This window comes from Actinosynnema sp. NPDC037264, assembly GCF_055603705.1.
In genome coordinates this window covers 1-15,211 of sequence record NZ_JBVJVK010000109.1, presented here as the reverse complement: position 1 = coordinate 15,211, position 15,211 = coordinate 1, and the positions used below count along the sequence as shown (strand labels likewise).

Sequence of the window (15,211 nt, the reverse complement as noted above, 5' to 3'; positions counted from 1 at the left end):
GGTCAGCCGGACCGCGCTGGGCTGGGCGGTCGAGGAGGCGAAGCTGCGCGGCTGCGCGGTCGAGGCGGTCCTCGCCTGGCACGTGGACCACGCCACGGCCGATCGCGCCAAGACCTGCTGACGCGATCCTGGACCACCTCGCCGCCCGACTCGACGACCGGACGGCTGTCGGCGACGTGCGGGACGCCCCGGGCAACCTGCACCGCCTCAGCCCGGTCATCCTCGACCCGAGCCGATCCGCTCGTGCGGTCCAGGTCCACGCGCCGGTCCAGCGCGCCGCCCGATGCGACGGCTGGGTGGGTGGTCGGGGTCAGCCGGCCGGGTGGTGGGTGATGTCGGCGTTGGTGAGGTCGAACTGGGCGTAGGTGAAGGGGCCGTCGGGGAAGTGCCAGGTCGCGCGGACGCGGCGGGGACGCATGCGGTCGGCGACGAGGATCCAGCCGTCGACGGGAGTGGACCAGCGTGCCCGGGTGAGGCCGGTGGGCAGGTCGGCCCAGCGGTCGTCGGTGGTGACCTCGCGGGGTGCGCCGCGGTGGTCGGTGGTGACGCGGGCGGTGACCTTGAGGTCCTGGTCGGTGAGGGTGACGTCGAAGGTGGTGTCGTCGATGGCGGTCCAGGTGAGGGGCAGGTCGAGCAGCGTGGACGGGGCGAGCAGGAGCGCGTCGTCGAGGTAGGTGACCAGCTCGGCGGCGTCCATCTCGGGACCGGCGGCGTCGGCGACGGTGAACGCCCCCAAGGCGGTGGCGTGCAGGTGGCCGTGCCCGTGGTCGTAGGTGTCGGTGGCGTGGACCGGCAGCACGTGCGCGAGGTTGAGGTGCAGGTGGTAGTCCCGGCTGACGGGGACGGTGGTGTTGCGCTGCTCGACGCGGCACGCCGTCCAGTGGTCGGTGGGCTTGCGACGGAACCAGCCGTGGGCGCGCAGCTCGAACCCGGTGTCGCGAGGGCGGCCGAAGACGCCGGTGAAGCGCAGGTAGCGCTGGGCGGCGTCGGGCAGGTGGGCGGTGTCGTGCTCGGTGACGACGGTCGCGGTGCGGGTCATGGTGCGCCTCCGGCGGCGGGTAGTCGCGGTGGGAACGATGGGGGAGCGGGGGTTCACCCGGCTCGGCCGATGCCTGCCGTCCGGGGTTCCGGGACGTGGTGGGCCTCGGTGGGAATTCGGTGTGCCACGAGTACCGGGCTGGGGGCGCGGTGCGGCACCAGTCCGTCCCGCTCGTCACCGGTGATCAGGGCGGTGATGCGGCGATGACCGCCGCGCGGCGCGTCAGGGGTGCCGCGGACCACGACGACGTCGCACGCGGCGTGCCGGACCAGCGGCAGGACCAGACGGCCGAGGCCGAACGAGTTCCCGTCGGTGCCCCGGTGGCCGATCACCAAGACCTCGGCGCGGGCGCTGACCAGCAGGAGGTCGTGCACCTGGTCGTCGGTGGGCGGCTGCGCCTCCACGGGCACGCCGAGCAGGGCGGCGTGAGCGGAAGCCCAGGCCACCGCCGCCTCGCCCCAGGGCGAGCCGTCGTCGAGCACGACTACCGGATGAGCGGTGGGTCGCGTGTCGAGGTCCATGCGTCCACTGTCGTCCTTCGGGAAGGGCGGGAGCAGGGGCGACGGTGCTTTCCGCGCCGGGACGAAAGTCCCCGCGCGGTCAGGACCGGACCACCGCAGGAGCGAGCAGCAGGTCCGTGACATCCCGTCGCGGGCTGGGCGGCACGGGCGAGCCGAAGCCGATGCGCAGCACGGCCTGCGGCACGACCAAGCCGCCGAGCGAGCGGCGCAGGTCGTGGCGCACCTGCGGGACTTCGATCGCCTGGGACATGAACGACGCCGACAGGCCCAGCGTGGTCCCGGTCAGCAGCACCCGCTGCAACGCCTGGCCGGCCTGCAGTTCGCCCTGCGGTCCTTCCTGGAACGAGGACAGCACGACGACCAGCGGGTCGGCCTCGTAGTCCTTGCCCGGTGGGCGTTCGGCGGCGTGGAAGTCACGCAGCGCCCACTCGTCCTGCGGCGCGGGGCGCACACCCCCGGAGGCGGGCGGTACGCCGTCGGTCGTGCGCGGACCGGTCCAGGACGCCAACTCGGCGCGCACGCGGGGGTCCTGGGACTGGATGTGGTGTGCCCTGGCGACCAGTTTCTGCAGGCGGGTGCGTTCGTCGCGGTCGGCGACGACGTGCAGCCAGGAGCGCTCGCGTTCGGCGGCCCGCACCAGCGCGTACCGGTGCGCGGCGGGTACGGGCACGTCGTGGAACGGTTTGCGGTTGGACCGCCGCTTCGGCACGGCTCCGATCAGGCCGCGGACTTCCTCGTCGGCGTCGCGGTGCCCGCCCCAGCGGACCACGGCCAGCGCGCCGGGCGCATCGTTGCCCGGCAGCAGGGTGACCAGCGGTCGGATGCCGCGGGCCCGCAGCCCGAGCCGGAGGTTGAACAGCGCCGCGCCGCACGACAGCCGCAGTTCGCGCCCCTCCGGGTCGGTCGCCGGGAGTGCCCGATCGGGGTCCGTGTGCAGTTCGATGCGGTCGTGGGCCACCCGGAACCGCCACGGTTGGGTGTTGTGCAGCGACGGCGCCGAGGCCGCCGTGCGCAGCACGCCGGCCACCTCGTCCGGCGTCAACCCGAACACCTCGTCCACCTCGTCCACCTCGAACCACGTCATCCGGTCACGTCGATCTCTCCGTCCACTGTCCATTCCGGCCGGGTCGGGGCACACGGTCGAAGGTCCTCAGTCGACCGGGAAGCCGAGGGCCGCCCGGCGTTCACCGACGTGCCCACCGCCAGGTCGTCCGGTCACCGGGTGCTGATCAGTCGCGCGTGACGTCCGCCACACCGCCAGGCGCGTACCCCGACACAGGCCGCAGGACCTCTTGGCCATCGCACCCGGTCCGTGGAACCGTGTAGTCATGGTTGATCCACACCGTGAACAGCCGCACCGCCTGCTCGGCGGCCTGCGCTTGGACGAACTGCTCGACGAGGTGCGCGAGCGGTTGACGGAGATCGGATCGACCAGGGACAAGATGCAAGGTCTGCTGGACGCGGTGCTCGCGGTAGGCGCCGGGTTGGAGCTGGACTCGACCTTGCAGCGGATCGTGCAGGCGGCGGTGGAGCTGGTCGGGGCGCGGTACGGGGCGTTGGGCGTTCTGGGTTCCCACGAGAACCTGTCGGAGTTCGTCTACGTCGGCATCGACCCGGAGACGCGCTCGCACATGGGCCATCTGCCGCAGGGCAAGGGCCTGCTCGGGTTGTTGATCAAGGATCCGCGGGTGATCCGGCTGCACGACCTGTCCGAGCACCCGGCGTCGGTCGGCTTCCCGGCGAACCACCCGCCGATGCACAGCTTCCTGGGTGTGCCGGTGAGAGTGCGGGACGAGGTGTTCGGCAACCTCTACATGACCGAGAAGACCGATGGCGCCGACTTCACCCTTGACGACGAGGTTGTGCTGACCGCGTTGGCCGCCGCCGCAGGCGTGGCGATCGAGAACGCGCGGCTGTTCGAGCGGTCTCGGATGCGGGAGCGCTGGTTGGAGGCCACCGCGGAGGTCAACACCGAGCTGCTGGGCGGTGCCTTGGCCGACGATGCGCTGCGGTTGATCGCGCAGCGGACCCGGGAGTTGTCGGTGGCGTCGATGTCGCTGATCGTGCTGGTCGAGGATGGGGCGAGGCAGCGGCTGCGGATGGCGGCCGGTGTCGGCGACCAGATCGAAGGGCTGGTCGGGGGGCCGTTCCCGGGCACTGGTGCGTTCGTGGAGCAGGTGCTGGAGTCGGCCGCGCCGATGCTCATCGATGACCTGGAGGACATGCTGGGGGAAGTGCCCGCCGGCGTCGGCCCCGGTGTGGCGGTGCCGCTGCGGACAGGATCGGCCGTGACCGGGGTATTGCTGGTGGCGCGGGAGAAGGGCGGCGCGCGGTTCGGCGCGGAGCAGGTGCCGTTGCTGGCGTCGTTCGCCGACCAGGCGGCCGTGGCGTTGGAGTTCGCCGAGAACCAGCGGGCGCGGCGGCTGGTGGACGTGCTGGAGGACCGCGACCGGATCGCCCGCGACCTGCACGACCACGTGATCCAGCGGTTGTTCGCCACCGGGATGAGCCTGCAGGGCGCGCTGGGCGCGATCCGCGATCCGCGAGTGCGGGAACGCGTGCAGAAAGCGGTGGTGAGCTTGGACGAGACGGTACTGGAGATCCGGACCTCGATCTTCGACCTCCAGGCGAGCGACGACGCGCCGGGCCTGCGCCGACGGCTCTTGGACCTGGTGTCGGAGTTGACCGAGGACGTGCCGGTGACGCCGACGGTGCGGATGAGCGGGACGGTGGACAACTCGGTGCCCGAGCACGTCGCCGAGCACGCAGAGGCGGTGGTGCGCGAGGCCGTGAGCAACGTCGTGCGCCATGCCCGCGCGAGCGGGTTCGTCCTCACCGTCGAGGCGAGCGACGCCCTGACCATCACCGTGGTCGACGGCGGTGTGGGCCTGCCGCCGCAGGTCGCCCGCAGCGGGCTGCGCAACCTCGAACAGCGCGCCGTCGAACTCGGCGGCACGTGCACAGCCGCGACCGAACCCGCCGGCGGAACCCGTCTGACCTGGCAGGTTCCGCTCTAGCGGCCTGCTGCGGCTATTCCTCGTCGGAGGGCGCGCCGGGCTTGCGCAGTCGGGTGGCGAGGACGGCGGCCTGGGTGCGGCGTTCGAGGCCGAGCTTGGCCAGCAGGTGCGAGACGTAGTTCTTGACGGTCTTCTCGGCCAGGAACATCTTCTCGGCGATCTGCCGGTTGGTCAGGCCCTCGCCGATGTAGTCGAACACGGTGCGCTCCTGCTCGGTGAGCGAGCGCACGGGGTCGCCCTGCTCGCGTTCGCGTCGGATGCGGCCCAGCAGCGCGGCCGTGGAGCGGGCGTCGAGCAGGGACTCGCCGCCGGCGACCTTGCGGACGGCGTTCTGCAGGTCGTTGCCGAGGATGCGCTTGAGCACGAACCCGGACGCGCCGGCCATGATGGCGTCGAACAGGGCCTCGTCGTCGGTGAACGAGGTCAGCATCAGGCACTTGAGGTCGGGCATGCGGGAGCGCAGCTCGCGGCACAGCTCGATGCCGTTGCCGTCGGGCAGCCGCACGTCCAGCACCGCGACGTCGGCGCCGCTGTCGGGCACCCTGGCCAGTGCCTCGGCCACCGAGCCCGCCTCACCCACGACCTGCAAGCTGTCGTCGCTGTTCAACAGCTCCCGGACACCGACCCGGACCACCTCGTGGTCGTCCACCAGGAACACGCGCGCCACCACTGTCGGATCCCTTCCTTTCACCTGTCTACAGGCTCGCCTGTAGCAATGTTCCGGCACAGGGCCCAAAGACCCTGTCACGACGCACCCAAGGCCCTACGTGGCCGTTGGAGTTCTCCCGCGGATCCCGATACCGGGATCAGCCCGCACACCCGGGGGACCGTCTCCGGATTCACAGCCGCAGGTCCCTGGTGGGCAGGGACCAACGACCGCGTCGCCGGACCGGACGGCTGCCTAGCGTCAGCGGTGGTGGAGGAGGTGCGCGTGAGGACACACGACGACGCCACCGGCTCGGGACACGGGATGCCACCCGGTGTACTGGCCGCGCTCCTGGCGCGTGTGCTCGTCGAGCACTGGGGCCGCCGCGTCCCGATCGCGAACGGTGCGCCGCCGGTCGGTGTTCGCGCTCGACGGGCGGGTCCCTACGCGTTCGTCGTTCGCGTCGAGCGGTCCTCGCGGACCGTCGCGACGACCGCGGAAGCCGCGCCCGCCCTGGTGACATCGGATTCGAACCCGGAGAGGAATCTGTGATGAGTGCCCCGATCGTGGTCGGAGTGGACGGTTCGGCGTCGGCGGTGACGGCTGCGGCGTGGGCCGCACGGGAGGCCGCCCGGCTTCGCGTGCCGCTCAGGCTCGTGCACGCCTACCTGCTGCCCGCCCAGGGTTACCCGGAGCTTGTCGTGAACGGTCCAGAGGTGCGGGAGGCGTTCGAACAACAGGGGCGGCAGTGGCTGCGGGAGGCCGCCGAGGCCGCTCGCACGGCAGTGCCGGACGTCGTGGTCGGGACCGTCCTCGTGGTCGACCGGCCTGCTGCCGCGCTGATCGCCGAAAGCCGCCGCGCCGGGATGGTCGTGCTCGGCTCGCAGGGGTTGGGTGGGTTCTCCGGGTTGCTGGTCGGCTCCGTGGCCGTCGCCGTCTCCGCGCACGGGCACAGCCCGGTGGTCGTGGTGCGCGAACCGGTCGACGAGCGCGGACCGGTCGTGGTCGGCGTGGACGGCTCGCCGGTCAGCGAGCAGGCCGTCGCGTTCGCCTTCGAGGAGGCGTCCCTGCGCGGCGCCCCGCTGACCGCCGTGATCGCGTGGACGGACTTCCTGGTCGACAGCGTCTACGGCTCCCGCACCACCGTGGACTGGTCCCAGGTCGAGGACGAGCAGCGCCGCATCCTCGCCGAGCGCCTGGCCGGGTGGCAGGAGAAGTACCCCGACGTGGAGGTGACGCGGACCGTGCTGCGCGACCGTCCCGTGCACGCCCTGCTCGCCGCCGCAACCGGAGCCCAACTGCTGGTCGTGGGCAGCCACGGCCACGGAGGCTTCGCCGGCATGGTCCTGGGCTCCACCAGTCAGGGGCTGGTCTACCACGCCACGTGCCCGCTGGCCGTGGTCCGTCCGGCACGGGACCGGTCGTGAAGGCGAGGGTGGGCGACTGGATCGTCGTCGGGTGCGGTGCGGACGCGCGCCGCGCCGTGGTGGTGGCGCTGTACCACCCCGATGGCACGCCGCCCTATGAGGTGAACTGGCTGGACACCGGTGCCCAGGTGCTGCTGTTCCCGGGCGGGGACGCCCACCTGGTTCCCGCCGAAGAGGAAGCGCGGCGGATCACCGACGCGTTCCACGTCGATCCGCGCGAAAGGAGCGAAATCGACGGCTGGGACGCCGTGATCGAACGACCCGCCGGTCGGGCGAACCGTTGGGACCCTCCGGAGACACGGATACCTTCTACCACTCGACGCCCGAGCGCCGGGTCCTGACCTGGCCACCCCGCGGGGTGACCTCCATGGGCTCCGTGTCGGACGGGAATCCCCTCGCCGGTCCGGCGCGGAGCCCGATGTCCTGCCGGCCGGCGTTGCCGGATGCGTCCAAGGGCGACAGCGGTCGATGTCGGCAGGTGGACGATGCCGCACCTCGGCCTGCTTGCCCGTGCCTACTGGTTGGATCCCGCAGAGCCTGACGGTCCCGACCAGGCCGGTCGGCCCTGGTCAGGGCGGCGGGCACCCGCGACTGCTCGCTTCGTGCCGTACTCCGGCGGTTCAGGGCCGAAGGTCCCGGCCCACGGGTGACCGCCGTACCTGACCTTCGTGTCCGCGGACCGAGAGACTGGGAGAGGAGCACCCGAGGAGGGGCGATGGACGACAGGATCGTGGTGGGCGTGGACGAATCGCCCTCCAGCCGGACCGCGCTGCGGTGGGCGGTCGAGGAGGCGAAGCTGCGCGGCGCCGTGGTCGAGGCCGTCCTGGCCTGGTGCGTGGACCGCGGCACGGTCATCGGGGCGATGTCCGCCGCCGTGGCCGCCGGGAGTGACCAAGAGCGGCTGCGCGAGGACAGCGAGGCGCTGCTGGACGGGATCCTCGCCGAGGCCGAGGGCGATGTCCGCGCGGTTGCGACCGGCGGTGATGCCCGCGACGTGCTGGTGCGCGCCTCGCGGGGCGCGGCGCTGCTGGTGGTCGGCAGCAGGGGAGCGGGACCGATCCGCCAGGTGCTGCTGGGTTCGGTCAGCTCCTACTGCGTGCACCACGCGCACTGCCCGGTCGTCATCCGCGAGCCCAAGACCGAGGTTGCGTCCGTGCCGGTGGAGCACAAGCCGGTCATGACCCAGGGACCGCTGCTGTGACCGCATCCTCGAACGTCGACCGCGCGCTGCCGGCGGACGGGTCCGTGGTGGCGCTGCGCGAGCTGCCGGCGGTGACCGCCGAGTACCGGACGGGCGCGGACCCGCAGCGACGCGTCACCGACGTGCGGTTGGAGGTCACGGTGCCCGTCGGGTTGGCCGAGCACCGCAAGACGGCGCTGCCGGCCGTCCGGCAGCACTGCACCGTGCACAACACCCTCCGGCGCGCGCCGGAGATCATCGCCGAACTCGACGAGGTGGAGTCATGAGCACGAACCCGATCGTGGTCGGCGTCGACGGCACCCCGGCGGGTGATCGCGCGTTGGAGTGGGCGCTGGACGAGGCGGTGGGACGAAGGGTCCCGCTGCACGTGGTCCACGCCTACGCCTACGAGCCGCTGGCCGACTGGACGATGACGACCGAGCGAGAAGCCCGTGCCCGCTCGGAGCAGTTGATCGACGAAGCGCTGAGCACCGTCTCGGCCGGGCGGCCGGAGCTGCCCGAGGTCGTCCGGCTGCCGGTGCGCGGTCCCGCCGCCCAAGCGCTGGAGGAGGCGTCGCGCGGCGCGGCGATGCTCGTCGTCGCCTCGCACAGCGGCAGCAGGCTGCGCCAGGTCGTCCTGGGCAGCACCAGCACGCACTGCGTGCGGCACGCCACCGTCCCGGTCGTCGTGCTGCCCGCCGTCTACGGCCACCACACCGACGATCCGGTCACGAATGAGGAGACCGCACGGTGAGGGTTCGCGACGTGATGACCGAGGACGAGGTCACGGTGACACCCGAGACGCCAGTCCGCGACGCGTGCGACCCGCTGGCGCGACGCGGGTTCACCACGCTGCCGGTGGTGGACCGCGGCGGCGCCCTGGTCGGGGTGGTCACCGAGGCCGACGCGCTGAGGGACCGGCTACCCGTCGACCCGCGCGCGCCGGTGCACGGCGAACCTCCGCGAGGTCGGCCGGCGCCGCGTCGGACGGTGGTCGACGTGATGGGTGAGTCGGCCGTCGGCGTCGCACCCGGTGCGGACGTGGCCGAGTTGGCGCGGTGGATGCTGGAGCACGGGGCGCGCGGTGCTCCCGTCGTGGAGGACGGGCGCCTGGTCGGCACCGTCACCCGGCGGGACATGCTGCGCGCGGTCAGTCGCGACGACCGCGCGTTGGAGGCCGAGGTCCGCCACCGGCTCGGCCTCTACGCCGACCCGCACCGCTGGAAGGTCGCCGTGGTCGACGGTCGCGTGTCGATCGTGGACGAGTTGGACGACGAATGCGATCGGAACGTCGTCGCGGTCCTGGCGGGCGCTGTGGCGGGTGTGGTGGAGGTGCGGTTCCCGGAAGCGGAAGCGAGTGGTGCCGTCCGCGCTCGGTGAACCGGCCTCTCGGGGACGGCCGTCCACCCGATCACCCGCCTACGGCGATTGCCCGATCAACCGGGCCAGGTCGAGGGTGCGGTTGGCTCAGCCCACTCGTTGTCGTACCAGCCGAACACGTCGCGGGGCCGCCGGCGGACTTGGTCAGACCCGCGTCGAACACGCAGGACGCCCGCTCTCCGATGACGTCGCGGGACATGACCGGCGCGGCGGCCTCGCGGGCGCGGAACCGGCCGGTGGCTACGATGACCGGGTTTGCGTCCCAGTCCGGTTCTGCGGGGTGACCGTGCGCGGTGACCCGCACGGTCACCCCGGCCACGGCCGGCGTGTCACCGACCTCGCGGGGACCACGGCCCGGAGGTCGAGTCGTAGGTCGACAGGGGCGCCGGCGTCTCCGACGTGGTCAGGTCGTCGACCGCCACGATCTCCAGGCCGGTGTCGACCCGGTCGAACGCGGCGCGCGGCACGTCGTGCCCGATCCGCCCGAAACCGTTGGTGCCACTCGAACAGCCGACTCGTCTCCGGCTCAGCGACGCATGTCGGCGAGCTGGTGCTGCGACCGGTCGTGGAGCAGGTCCACCGCTTCCTGGTAGGTCTCGGCGGCGGCCTCGGCGTTCACCCGTGTCCCGGGCGCGTCCGACGACGCGTGCGCGACGATCAACCGCAGTCCGTCGGTGCTCAACCGGACGTGTGCGAAGTGGACGTCCGCAGGCGCGTACTCGGCAACCGCCGCGACCTTCGCGCGGGCGTACTCGGTGGCTTCGGCGGGGACGCCGCTGCCCAGTTCGGTGCGGAGGTTGAGGATCTGGTGCACGCTGCTCATGCCTTCAGCCTGGTCGCTGACCTGTTCGGGTGACAGGGACCGACGATCCCGTCGGACCGGATCTTCGGTCCCGACGCGTCGACGGTGACGTCGCTTCCGTCGCAGGGTCCAAGGTCCCGTCGCCATCAGGACGTTCGGGACGACCAAGGACTCTGTGTCTCCGCACCCCTTCGGACGAGGCTGGAGGTACCGGATCAGCCGAGGAGGCCGAACGGTGGACGCCGGGCCCGTTGTGCGGTTGACACCACGCGGTCCGGCGCCACCGCGTTCGACTCGGATTCCCATCCCGACCCGGTCCGCTCCGAAGACGGGAGAGAGCTATGCGTGAACCCACGGTCGCCTCGTTGATGACCGGCGAGGTGGTCAGCGTCCGCGCCGGTACGTCGTTCAAGGAACTCGTCACCATCCTGACTGCGGGTGCGTTCAGCGCCGTGCCGGTCGTGGACGACCAGGGCCGCCCGGTCGGCGTGGTCTCCGAAGCCGACCTGTTGCCCAAGGAGGAGTACCGCGGCGGCACCGAAGTGGCGCCGCCGCTGTTCGCCAAGCCGGAGACCAGGAAGCGCTGGCGTCAGGCGCACGGCACGATCGCGGCAGACGTGATGACGGGCCCCGTCATCACCACCGGTTCCGACGAACCTGCGAGCGCCGCCGCGCACCAGTTGGCCGTGACGGGCGTGCGCAGGCTGTTCGTCGTCGACGCCGAGGGCCGGTTGGTCGGCGTGCTGTCCCGTCGGGACCTGCTGCGCGTCTTCCTGCGCACCGACGCCGAGCTGCGGCAGGAGATCACGCACGAGATCATGGGCCGAACGCTGTGGCTGGAGCCCGCCGCGGTCGAGGTCCAGGTGGTCGACGGCGTGGTCACGTTGCGAGGCCACGTCGAGCGCCGCAGCGAAGTCGACATCGCCGTCCGGCTGACCAGGGCGCTGCCCGGTGTCGTGGACGTCGTGAGCGGGTTGACCCACAGGTGGGACGACACCGAGACCAGTCACCGGACCGGGTGACGACGTGCCGGATGAGGCGAAGATCGCCACCGGTGACCCCACCTCGGTCGAGACCGCCCGCCGACCGCGCGCCGACGGGCCGCCCGCCGGTCAGCTCCGAGATCGCCGCGTTGGCCCGGTTCCTGTCCTTGCCGTCGTTGCCGCAACTGCCGGGTGGCGGCCGGCCGCGGTGGTGATCCCGGTCGTCTCGATGGCGGACGCGGGCGAGAAGTCGATGAGGAGGCGTTCGAGATGAGTGGACCCGTGGTGGTCGGCGTCGACGGTTCGGGCTCCGCGCTCGACGCGGTGCGCTGGGCGGCCGCCGAGGCGATGAGGCTCGGTGTGCCGCTGTGCTTGGTGCACGCCGAGTTGTCCTCGCCCCTGGACTGGGACCTGCGCAGCCGTGAAGCGCTGCGCCGGCAGTCGTTGAGCTGGTTGCACGAGGCGGCCGAGGCGGCGCGTTCGGTAGAGCCCGGTGTCGCGCTGGTTCCACAGGTGGAGGTGGGTGATCCGGCGTCGTTGCTCATCGCCCAGTCGGTCGACGCTTGCCTGCTGGTGCTCGGGTCGCGGGGGATGGGTGGGTTCGGTGCCCTGTTGGTGGGTTCCACGGCTATCGCCGTCACCGGCCGCGGCGGCTGCCCGGTGGTCGTGGTGCGCGGTGAAGTGCGCGAGGGACCGGTCGTAGTGGGTGTTCACGGCGAAGAACCGGCAGTGCTGACCGAGGCGTTCGAACAGGCTGCGGCCCGCCGTGCGCCGTTGATCGCGTGAGCGTTTCGCGCACCCCGTCCGGGGCGTTCACCGATGCGGTGGCCGAGACGCTGGGCCTGGACACGGCCGACCACGACGCCGCTCGGTGCGGCAGGCTCGTCGCGGCCCTCGCCCCGTGGCGCGACAAGTACCCCGACGTGCCGCTGAAGTTCGTCGTCACGCACGGCAACGCCGCCGACGCCCTGGTCGACCACGCCGCCGATGCCGGGCTCCTGGTCGTCGGGAGCCGGGGTCGGGGCGCCCTCACCGGACTCCTGCTCGGCTCGACCAGCCACGGCGTCCTGCACCACGCGCCGTGTCCGGTGTTGGTGGTCCGACCGGATCGGTGAACGCCTGACGGCGATGCCCGAGGCTGGACGATGCCGCCCTCACCGATCCACCGACCCGGGCGCAACGGTGAGGGCTGGTCCGGCCTGCGGGCCAGTTCGCGGGCCGAGCCCCCGGCCGCCCCCCCACCGACCAACGGGGCGGTCAGTCGCGCCTGAAACGGCGATCTCGCCGGCAGCGGGTTCCGAGGTGCCCACCGCCGGCGAGATCGCCGTCTTCCTGCCCACGCCGTTCCGGTCGAGCGGGCCACGGGTCCAGCCTGCCGCCGGATCGGACGGTCCTTCGTCCGCGGCGGCGTCACCGGAACTCCCGCGCCGAAGATCGCCTGCGGACACCGACGCCATCCTCACCTCCTGAGTCCGGGACCATCACGACAGGGCAGGGAGGTGCCGCACGCAGTACGTGACGACCGAGCCCACCACCGCCACGTCCCCGCGCTGGTACTCGTGGCCGCCGAGGACGAGGGTGTCGGCGTCCTGCGCCAGGCCGGTCAGCACGGGACCCGGTTCGCCGTCCACGACGGTCTCGACTATCCGCACGCCCTCCAACGGACCCAGCCCGTCGACGGCCTCACGCAGCACCCGTCGGTGAGCGCTGTGGAAGGCGTCCTCACCGCCGCACACCTCCGGAAACATCCGGCACACCGATGCGGCCAGCACGGTGCCGCCGGCTCCCGCGTGGCGCACTGCCCACGCCAGTGCCGCTGCTCCCGCCGGCGAAGCGTCCACCCCGACGACGATCTTCTTCGACCCGCTCATGACCCTGTCTCCTCCTACTCGATCCGGACCGCTCGGAGCGGGCGAGCCGCTCGGCCCGCCCGCTCGCTCGGGGGACGTCACCGCAGCCAGGCGTGGTCGCGGACCACGGGCAGGGTCGCCCACCAGCGGCCGAGGCCCCAGGTGGCGCCCGCGCCGGCCGCCGCGACGGCGATCAGGGCGGCGGCGTAGATGATGTGGTAGTCGATGACGGGGTTGGTGGACATGCTGGGTTCGCCGGCCGAGGTGAATTGGGCGAGTGGCCATTCGGCGGCCCACATGAGCAGCATCATGAGGGTCCCGGTGATCGCGGCGAGGCGGAGGCCCACCCCTGCGATGACGGCGATGCCGATGGCGAGCAGGCCGAGCATGAACAGCCAGTCGGCCCACCAGGCGCCGGCCATGGCGTGGAAGGTGGACTCGAACGGTCCGACCGCGACGCGGCTGAGGAAGCCCTTGGTGGGCGATCCGCCGTCGATCCAGGCGTTGGCGGCCTTGGTGGCGTAGCCCAGGCCGAACAGCTTGTCGAAGAAGGCCCACAGGAACACGAACCCGGTCGTGATCCGCAGGACCGCCAGCGCCACCGCGCCGGTGTCGGCACGGGCGGCCGTCGTGGCGGCTGCGGGGGCCGTCGCACCGGCCAAACCCTTGGAGTGGGCGAACGTGGTCATTGCTCTCGTCTCCTTCTGTCGTTGTCCTCGACTCAAGCGTCGCGCCGCGGGAGCCGCGCCGAAGCGGGCGAAGGTCCTCGTTGCGCCGGGACGTCCGACGCGTTTCGTCCCCGCCATCCGGCGACGAGCACCACGAGCCCCGCGACCACCGAAGCAGGCCGCATCCAGCTGAAGGTGCGGATCACCGCCACCTGCACGACGATTTCGACGCCCTGTTCACCCCGGACAAGCCGGTGCTGTTCGCCTACCACGGCTACCCGTGGCTGATCCACCGCCTGACCTACCGCCGCACCAACCACCACAACATCCACGTGCGCGGCTACAAGGAGGAGGGCACCACCACCACGCCCTTCGACATGCTGGTGCTCAACGACATGGACCGCTACCGGTTGGTCATCGACGTGATCGACCGCGTGCCCGGTCTGGGTGTCAAGGCGGCCGGGTTGCGCCAGCGGATGCAGGACCAGCGCACCCGCCACCGCGCCCACATCCGCGAGCACGGCGAGGACCTGCCCGAGATCCGTGACTGGACCTCGCTGTACTGATGAACGTGCTGGTCGTCAACGCGGGCTCCTCCAGCCTGGAGCTGAGCGTGCAGGGCCGGGACGACACCGTCCTGGCCCAGCACCACGTCGAACCGGCCGGTCGGGCAAACCCATCCACGAGCCTGGTGGACAGCGGGAATAACGCCACACGCCGTCACGCGTCGGGGGCTCTGCACTCACGGTGTGGGCGGGCGATCGTCCTGGCAACCCGAGGTCGACGCGTCGACCATGGTGCTCGGCCGACAGGGTCACCTCGTACCGGCATCGCTACCCGGTCGGCGAACGGGACGCCGCCACCATCCGGGGCCACGACGGCGAGCCGGTCCGGCGGATCACCGGCCACCTCGCCCGACCCTCCGCGTTCGCGCCCAGCTCGCCGAGGACGGTCTCGACCTCGGCTTCCCGCTCCGCCCACGGGCGGCCCTCCGAGACCTGATCGGCGCAGGTGCGCTTACACCCGATGGTCGAGGAACAAGGTCACGTCCGACTCGGGCCTTGCCCATCTGGGCGCGCCCACCGACCCGGAGAAGCATGGGAAGCGTCAGAGGAAGCAGCGGGAGTGGAGAGAAGATGCTGACCAACGTCGCGGAACCGGCCGAGTCCACCATGGTGGTGGACAACCAGGAGCGGATCATGGCGAACCAGGCCGTCATCCAAACCAACCAGAAGAAGCTGGACCAGGTCCTGGTCAACCAGCGCACCATCGTGACCAACCAGGAGACCATCAAGGGCAACCAGAAGAAGCTCGACCAGGTCCTGGTCAACCAGGCCACCATCGTGACCAACCAGTCGCTGATCTTGACCAACCAGGAGAAGTTGGAGGCCGTCCTCGCGAACCAGGCCACGATCGTCGGGAACCAGGGCACGCTGCTGGCCAACCAGGAGCAGATCATGGACTCCCTCAAGGACATCCTGTCCAACCAGCGGAAGATCATGGCGGGTGTGCGCGGGCCTGTGGACAGCTGAGCAGCGGCTCGTGAGTCGTCCACGCCGCACCGTCTCGCGCGGCGGTGGGGGGGGGGGGGGGGGGGGGGGGGGTCCCCCCCCCCCCCCCCCGGGGGGGGGCGGGGGGGGTTCGTGGGGGGGAAGGAGGGGAAAAAGGAGGGGGGGGGGGGAGGGAAGGAAGGGGGCG

The 15,211-nt window shown here is 71.8% G+C and carries 21 protein-coding genes and 1 pseudogene; 14 read left to right on the top strand and 8 right to left on the bottom strand.

Annotated features, from left to right (window positions below; genetic code table 11):
* Window positions 1-310: 310 nt before the first annotated feature.
* From ACZ7GX_RS44760 to ACZ7GX_RS44750, 3 genes are all read right to left on the bottom strand, one after another.
* Window positions 311-1,039: a DUF6544 family protein gene (locus tag ACZ7GX_RS44760; protein WP_498786757.1), complete on the bottom strand. Its 729-nt coding sequence runs from the start codon at window positions 1,037-1,039 to the stop codon at window positions 311-313.
* A gap of 53 nt (window positions 1,040-1,092) precedes the next feature.
* Window positions 1,093-1,560 carry a hypothetical protein gene (locus ACZ7GX_RS44755; RefSeq protein WP_498786756.1) on the bottom strand — a complete coding sequence of 156 codons (468 nt, stop codon included), beginning with the start codon at window positions 1,558-1,560 and terminating at the stop codon, window positions 1,093-1,095.
* Window positions 1,561-1,639: 79 nt separating this feature from the next.
* Window positions 1,640-2,644 carry an Acg family FMN-binding oxidoreductase gene (locus ACZ7GX_RS44750; protein WP_498786755.1) on the bottom strand — a complete coding sequence of 335 codons (1,005 nt, stop codon included), beginning with the start codon at window positions 2,642-2,644 and terminating at the stop codon, window positions 1,640-1,642.
* A 244-nt stretch (window positions 2,645-2,888) separates the two neighbouring features.
* Between ACZ7GX_RS44750 and ACZ7GX_RS44745 the strand changes: the two genes are divergently transcribed.
* The gene (locus ACZ7GX_RS44745; RefSeq protein WP_498786754.1) at window positions 2,889-4,577 is read left to right on the top strand and encodes a sensor histidine kinase; all 1,689 of its coding nucleotides are present in this window, start codon (window positions 2,889-2,891) and stop codon (window positions 4,575-4,577) included.
* Window positions 4,578-4,590: 13 nt separating this feature from the next.
* Here the strand turns inward: ACZ7GX_RS44745 and ACZ7GX_RS44740 are convergent, their stop codons facing one another.
* Window positions 4,591-5,247 carry a response regulator transcription factor gene (locus ACZ7GX_RS44740; RefSeq protein WP_498786753.1) on the bottom strand — a complete coding sequence of 219 codons (657 nt, stop codon included), beginning with the start codon at window positions 5,245-5,247 and terminating at the stop codon, window positions 4,591-4,593.
* 246 nt (window positions 5,248-5,493) lie between these two features.
* Here ACZ7GX_RS44740 and ACZ7GX_RS44735 point away from each other — a divergent pair, with 246 nt between their 5' ends.
* The 7 genes from ACZ7GX_RS44735 to ACZ7GX_RS44705 all read left to right on the top strand — a co-directional run bounded on the left by ACZ7GX_RS44735 (window position 5,494) and on the right by ACZ7GX_RS44705 (window position 9,210).
* Entirely contained in the window at window positions 5,494-5,775 is a 282-nt protein-coding gene (locus tag ACZ7GX_RS44735; protein ID WP_498786752.1) for a hypothetical protein, read from the top strand.
* A complete protein-coding gene (locus ACZ7GX_RS44730) occupies window positions 5,775-6,650 on the top strand; it encodes a universal stress protein (RefSeq protein WP_498786751.1) in 876 nt (291 codons plus the stop codon). The genes ACZ7GX_RS44735 and ACZ7GX_RS44730 overlap by 1 nt, the downstream gene beginning before the upstream one ends.
* A gap of 8 nt (window positions 6,651-6,658) precedes the next feature.
* A complete protein-coding gene (locus tag ACZ7GX_RS44725; protein WP_498786750.1) occupies window positions 6,659-6,991 on the top strand; it encodes a DUF1918 domain-containing protein in 333 nt (110 codons plus the stop codon).
* A gap of 374 nt (window positions 6,992-7,365) precedes the next feature.
* Window positions 7,366-7,851, top strand: a complete 486-nt coding sequence (locus ACZ7GX_RS44720) for a universal stress protein (protein ID WP_498786749.1) — start codon at window positions 7,366-7,368, stop codon at window positions 7,849-7,851.
* Window positions 7,848-8,117, top strand: coding sequence for an OsmC family protein (locus tag ACZ7GX_RS44715; RefSeq protein ID WP_498786748.1), 270 nt, complete (start codon window positions 7,848-7,850; stop codon window positions 8,115-8,117). The genes ACZ7GX_RS44720 and ACZ7GX_RS44715 overlap by 4 nt, the downstream gene beginning before the upstream one ends.
* Window positions 8,114-8,584: a universal stress protein gene (locus tag ACZ7GX_RS44710; protein ID WP_498786747.1), complete on the top strand. Its 471-nt coding sequence runs from the start codon at window positions 8,114-8,116 to the stop codon at window positions 8,582-8,584. The genes ACZ7GX_RS44715 and ACZ7GX_RS44710 overlap by 4 nt, the downstream gene beginning before the upstream one ends.
* Window positions 8,581-9,210: a CBS domain-containing protein gene (locus ACZ7GX_RS44705; protein WP_498786746.1), complete on the top strand. Its 630-nt coding sequence runs from the start codon at window positions 8,581-8,583 to the stop codon at window positions 9,208-9,210. The genes ACZ7GX_RS44710 and ACZ7GX_RS44705 overlap by 4 nt, the downstream gene beginning before the upstream one ends.
* Before the next feature lie 329 nt (window positions 9,211-9,539).
* Here the strand turns inward: ACZ7GX_RS44705 and ACZ7GX_RS44700 are convergent, their stop codons facing one another.
* Together ACZ7GX_RS44700 and ACZ7GX_RS44695 are read right to left on the bottom strand one after the other, a co-directional pair.
* Window positions 9,540-9,740, bottom strand: coding sequence for a glyceraldehyde 3-phosphate dehydrogenase NAD-binding domain-containing protein (locus tag ACZ7GX_RS44700; RefSeq protein WP_498786758.1), 201 nt, complete (start codon window positions 9,738-9,740; stop codon window positions 9,540-9,542).
* Window positions 9,737-10,033 carry an HPF/RaiA family ribosome-associated protein gene (locus ACZ7GX_RS44695; protein WP_498786745.1) on the bottom strand — a complete coding sequence of 99 codons (297 nt, stop codon included), beginning with the start codon at window positions 10,031-10,033 and terminating at the stop codon, window positions 9,737-9,739. Before ACZ7GX_RS44695 ends, ACZ7GX_RS44700 begins: the two co-directional genes overlap by 4 nt.
* A gap of 320 nt (window positions 10,034-10,353) precedes the next feature.
* On the opposite strand from ACZ7GX_RS44695, the gene ACZ7GX_RS44690 reads away from it, so the two are divergent.
* Genes ACZ7GX_RS44690 through ACZ7GX_RS44675 form a run of 4 tightly spaced genes read left to right on the top strand, consistent with a single transcriptional unit; the run spans window position 10,354 to window position 12,110 of the window.
* On the top strand, window positions 10,354-11,034 hold the full coding sequence (locus tag ACZ7GX_RS44690; protein ID WP_498786744.1) for a CBS domain-containing protein: 681 nt from the start codon (window positions 10,354-10,356) through the stop codon (window positions 11,032-11,034).
* Between the two features lie 32 nt (window positions 11,035-11,066).
* The gene (locus ACZ7GX_RS44685; RefSeq protein WP_498786743.1) at window positions 11,067-11,210 is read left to right on the top strand and encodes a hypothetical protein; all 144 of its coding nucleotides are present in this window, start codon (window positions 11,067-11,069) and stop codon (window positions 11,208-11,210) included.
* A 55-nt stretch (window positions 11,211-11,265) separates the two neighbouring features.
* Window positions 11,266-11,781 (top strand): universal stress protein, encoded by a 516-nt coding sequence (locus ACZ7GX_RS44680; RefSeq protein WP_498786742.1) that lies wholly within the window; start codon window positions 11,266-11,268, stop codon window positions 11,779-11,781.
* Complete coding sequence (locus ACZ7GX_RS44675) at window positions 11,778-12,110, top strand: universal stress protein (RefSeq protein WP_498786741.1); 333 nt, start codon at window positions 11,778-11,780, stop codon at window positions 12,108-12,110. Before ACZ7GX_RS44680 ends, ACZ7GX_RS44675 begins: the two co-directional genes overlap by 4 nt.
* Window positions 12,111-12,476: 366 nt before the next feature.
* Here ACZ7GX_RS44675 and ACZ7GX_RS44670 read toward each other — a convergent pair whose 3' ends face one another.
* Together ACZ7GX_RS44670 and ACZ7GX_RS44665 are read right to left on the bottom strand one after the other, a co-directional pair.
* Window positions 12,477-12,866 (bottom strand): universal stress protein, encoded by a 390-nt coding sequence (locus ACZ7GX_RS44670; protein ID WP_498786740.1) that lies wholly within the window; start codon window positions 12,864-12,866, stop codon window positions 12,477-12,479.
* A gap of 77 nt (window positions 12,867-12,943) precedes the next feature.
* A complete protein-coding gene (locus tag ACZ7GX_RS44665; RefSeq protein WP_498786739.1) occupies window positions 12,944-13,534 on the bottom strand; it encodes a hypothetical protein in 591 nt (196 codons plus the stop codon).
* Between the two features lie 179 nt (window positions 13,535-13,713).
* On the opposite strand from ACZ7GX_RS44665, the pseudogene ACZ7GX_RS44660 reads away from it, so the two are divergent.
* Together ACZ7GX_RS44660 and ACZ7GX_RS44655 are read left to right on the top strand one after the other, a co-directional pair.
* Window positions 13,714-14,079 (top strand): annotated as a pseudogene (locus ACZ7GX_RS44660) (phosphoketolase family protein); the annotation flags it as partial.
* Window positions 14,080-14,649: 570 nt separating this feature from the next.
* Entirely contained in the window at window positions 14,650-15,045 is a 396-nt protein-coding gene (locus ACZ7GX_RS44655) for a hypothetical protein (protein ID WP_498786738.1), read from the top strand.
* The last annotated feature ends 166 nt before the right edge of the window (window positions 15,046-15,211 follow it).

Bases quoted from the DNA above. Each gene is read 5' to 3' on its own strand.
- ACZ7GX_RS44670 (WP_498786740.1), bottom strand. From the start codon at position 12,866: ATGAGCGGGTCGAAGAAGATCGTCGTCGGGGTGGACGCTTCGCCGGCG.
- ACZ7GX_RS44745 (WP_498786754.1), top strand. From the start codon at position 2,889: ATGGTTGATCCACACCGTGAACAGCCGCACCGCCTGCTCGGCGGCCTG.
- ACZ7GX_RS44665 (WP_498786739.1), bottom strand. From the start codon at position 13,534: ATGACCACGTTCGCCCACTCCAAGGGTTTGGCCGGTGCGACGGCCCCC.
- ACZ7GX_RS44655 (WP_498786738.1), top strand. From the start codon at position 14,650: ATGCTGACCAACGTCGCGGAACCGGCCGAGTCCACCATGGTGGTGGAC.
- ACZ7GX_RS44680 (WP_498786742.1), top strand. From the start codon at position 11,266: ATGAGTGGACCCGTGGTGGTCGGCGTCGACGGTTCGGGCTCCGCGCTC.
- ACZ7GX_RS44755 (WP_498786756.1), bottom strand. From the start codon at position 1,560: ATGGACCTCGACACGCGACCCACCGCTCATCCGGTAGTCGTGCTCGAC.
- ACZ7GX_RS44750 (WP_498786755.1), bottom strand. From the start codon at position 2,644: ATGACGTGGTTCGAGGTGGACGAGGTGGACGAGGTGTTCGGGTTGACG.
- ACZ7GX_RS44760 (WP_498786757.1), bottom strand. From the start codon at position 1,039: ATGACCCGCACCGCGACCGTCGTCACCGAGCACGACACCGCCCACCTG.
- ACZ7GX_RS44710 (WP_498786747.1), top strand. From the start codon at position 8,114: ATGAGCACGAACCCGATCGTGGTCGGCGTCGACGGCACCCCGGCGGGT.
- ACZ7GX_RS44695 (WP_498786745.1), bottom strand. From the start codon at position 10,033: ATGAGCAGCGTGCACCAGATCCTCAACCTCCGCACCGAACTGGGCAGC.
- ACZ7GX_RS44690 (WP_498786744.1), top strand. From the start codon at position 10,354: ATGCGTGAACCCACGGTCGCCTCGTTGATGACCGGCGAGGTGGTCAGC.
- ACZ7GX_RS44720 (WP_498786749.1), top strand. From the start codon at position 7,366: ATGGACGACAGGATCGTGGTGGGCGTGGACGAATCGCCCTCCAGCCGG.
- ACZ7GX_RS44730 (WP_498786751.1), top strand. From the start codon at position 5,775: ATGAGTGCCCCGATCGTGGTCGGAGTGGACGGTTCGGCGTCGGCGGTG.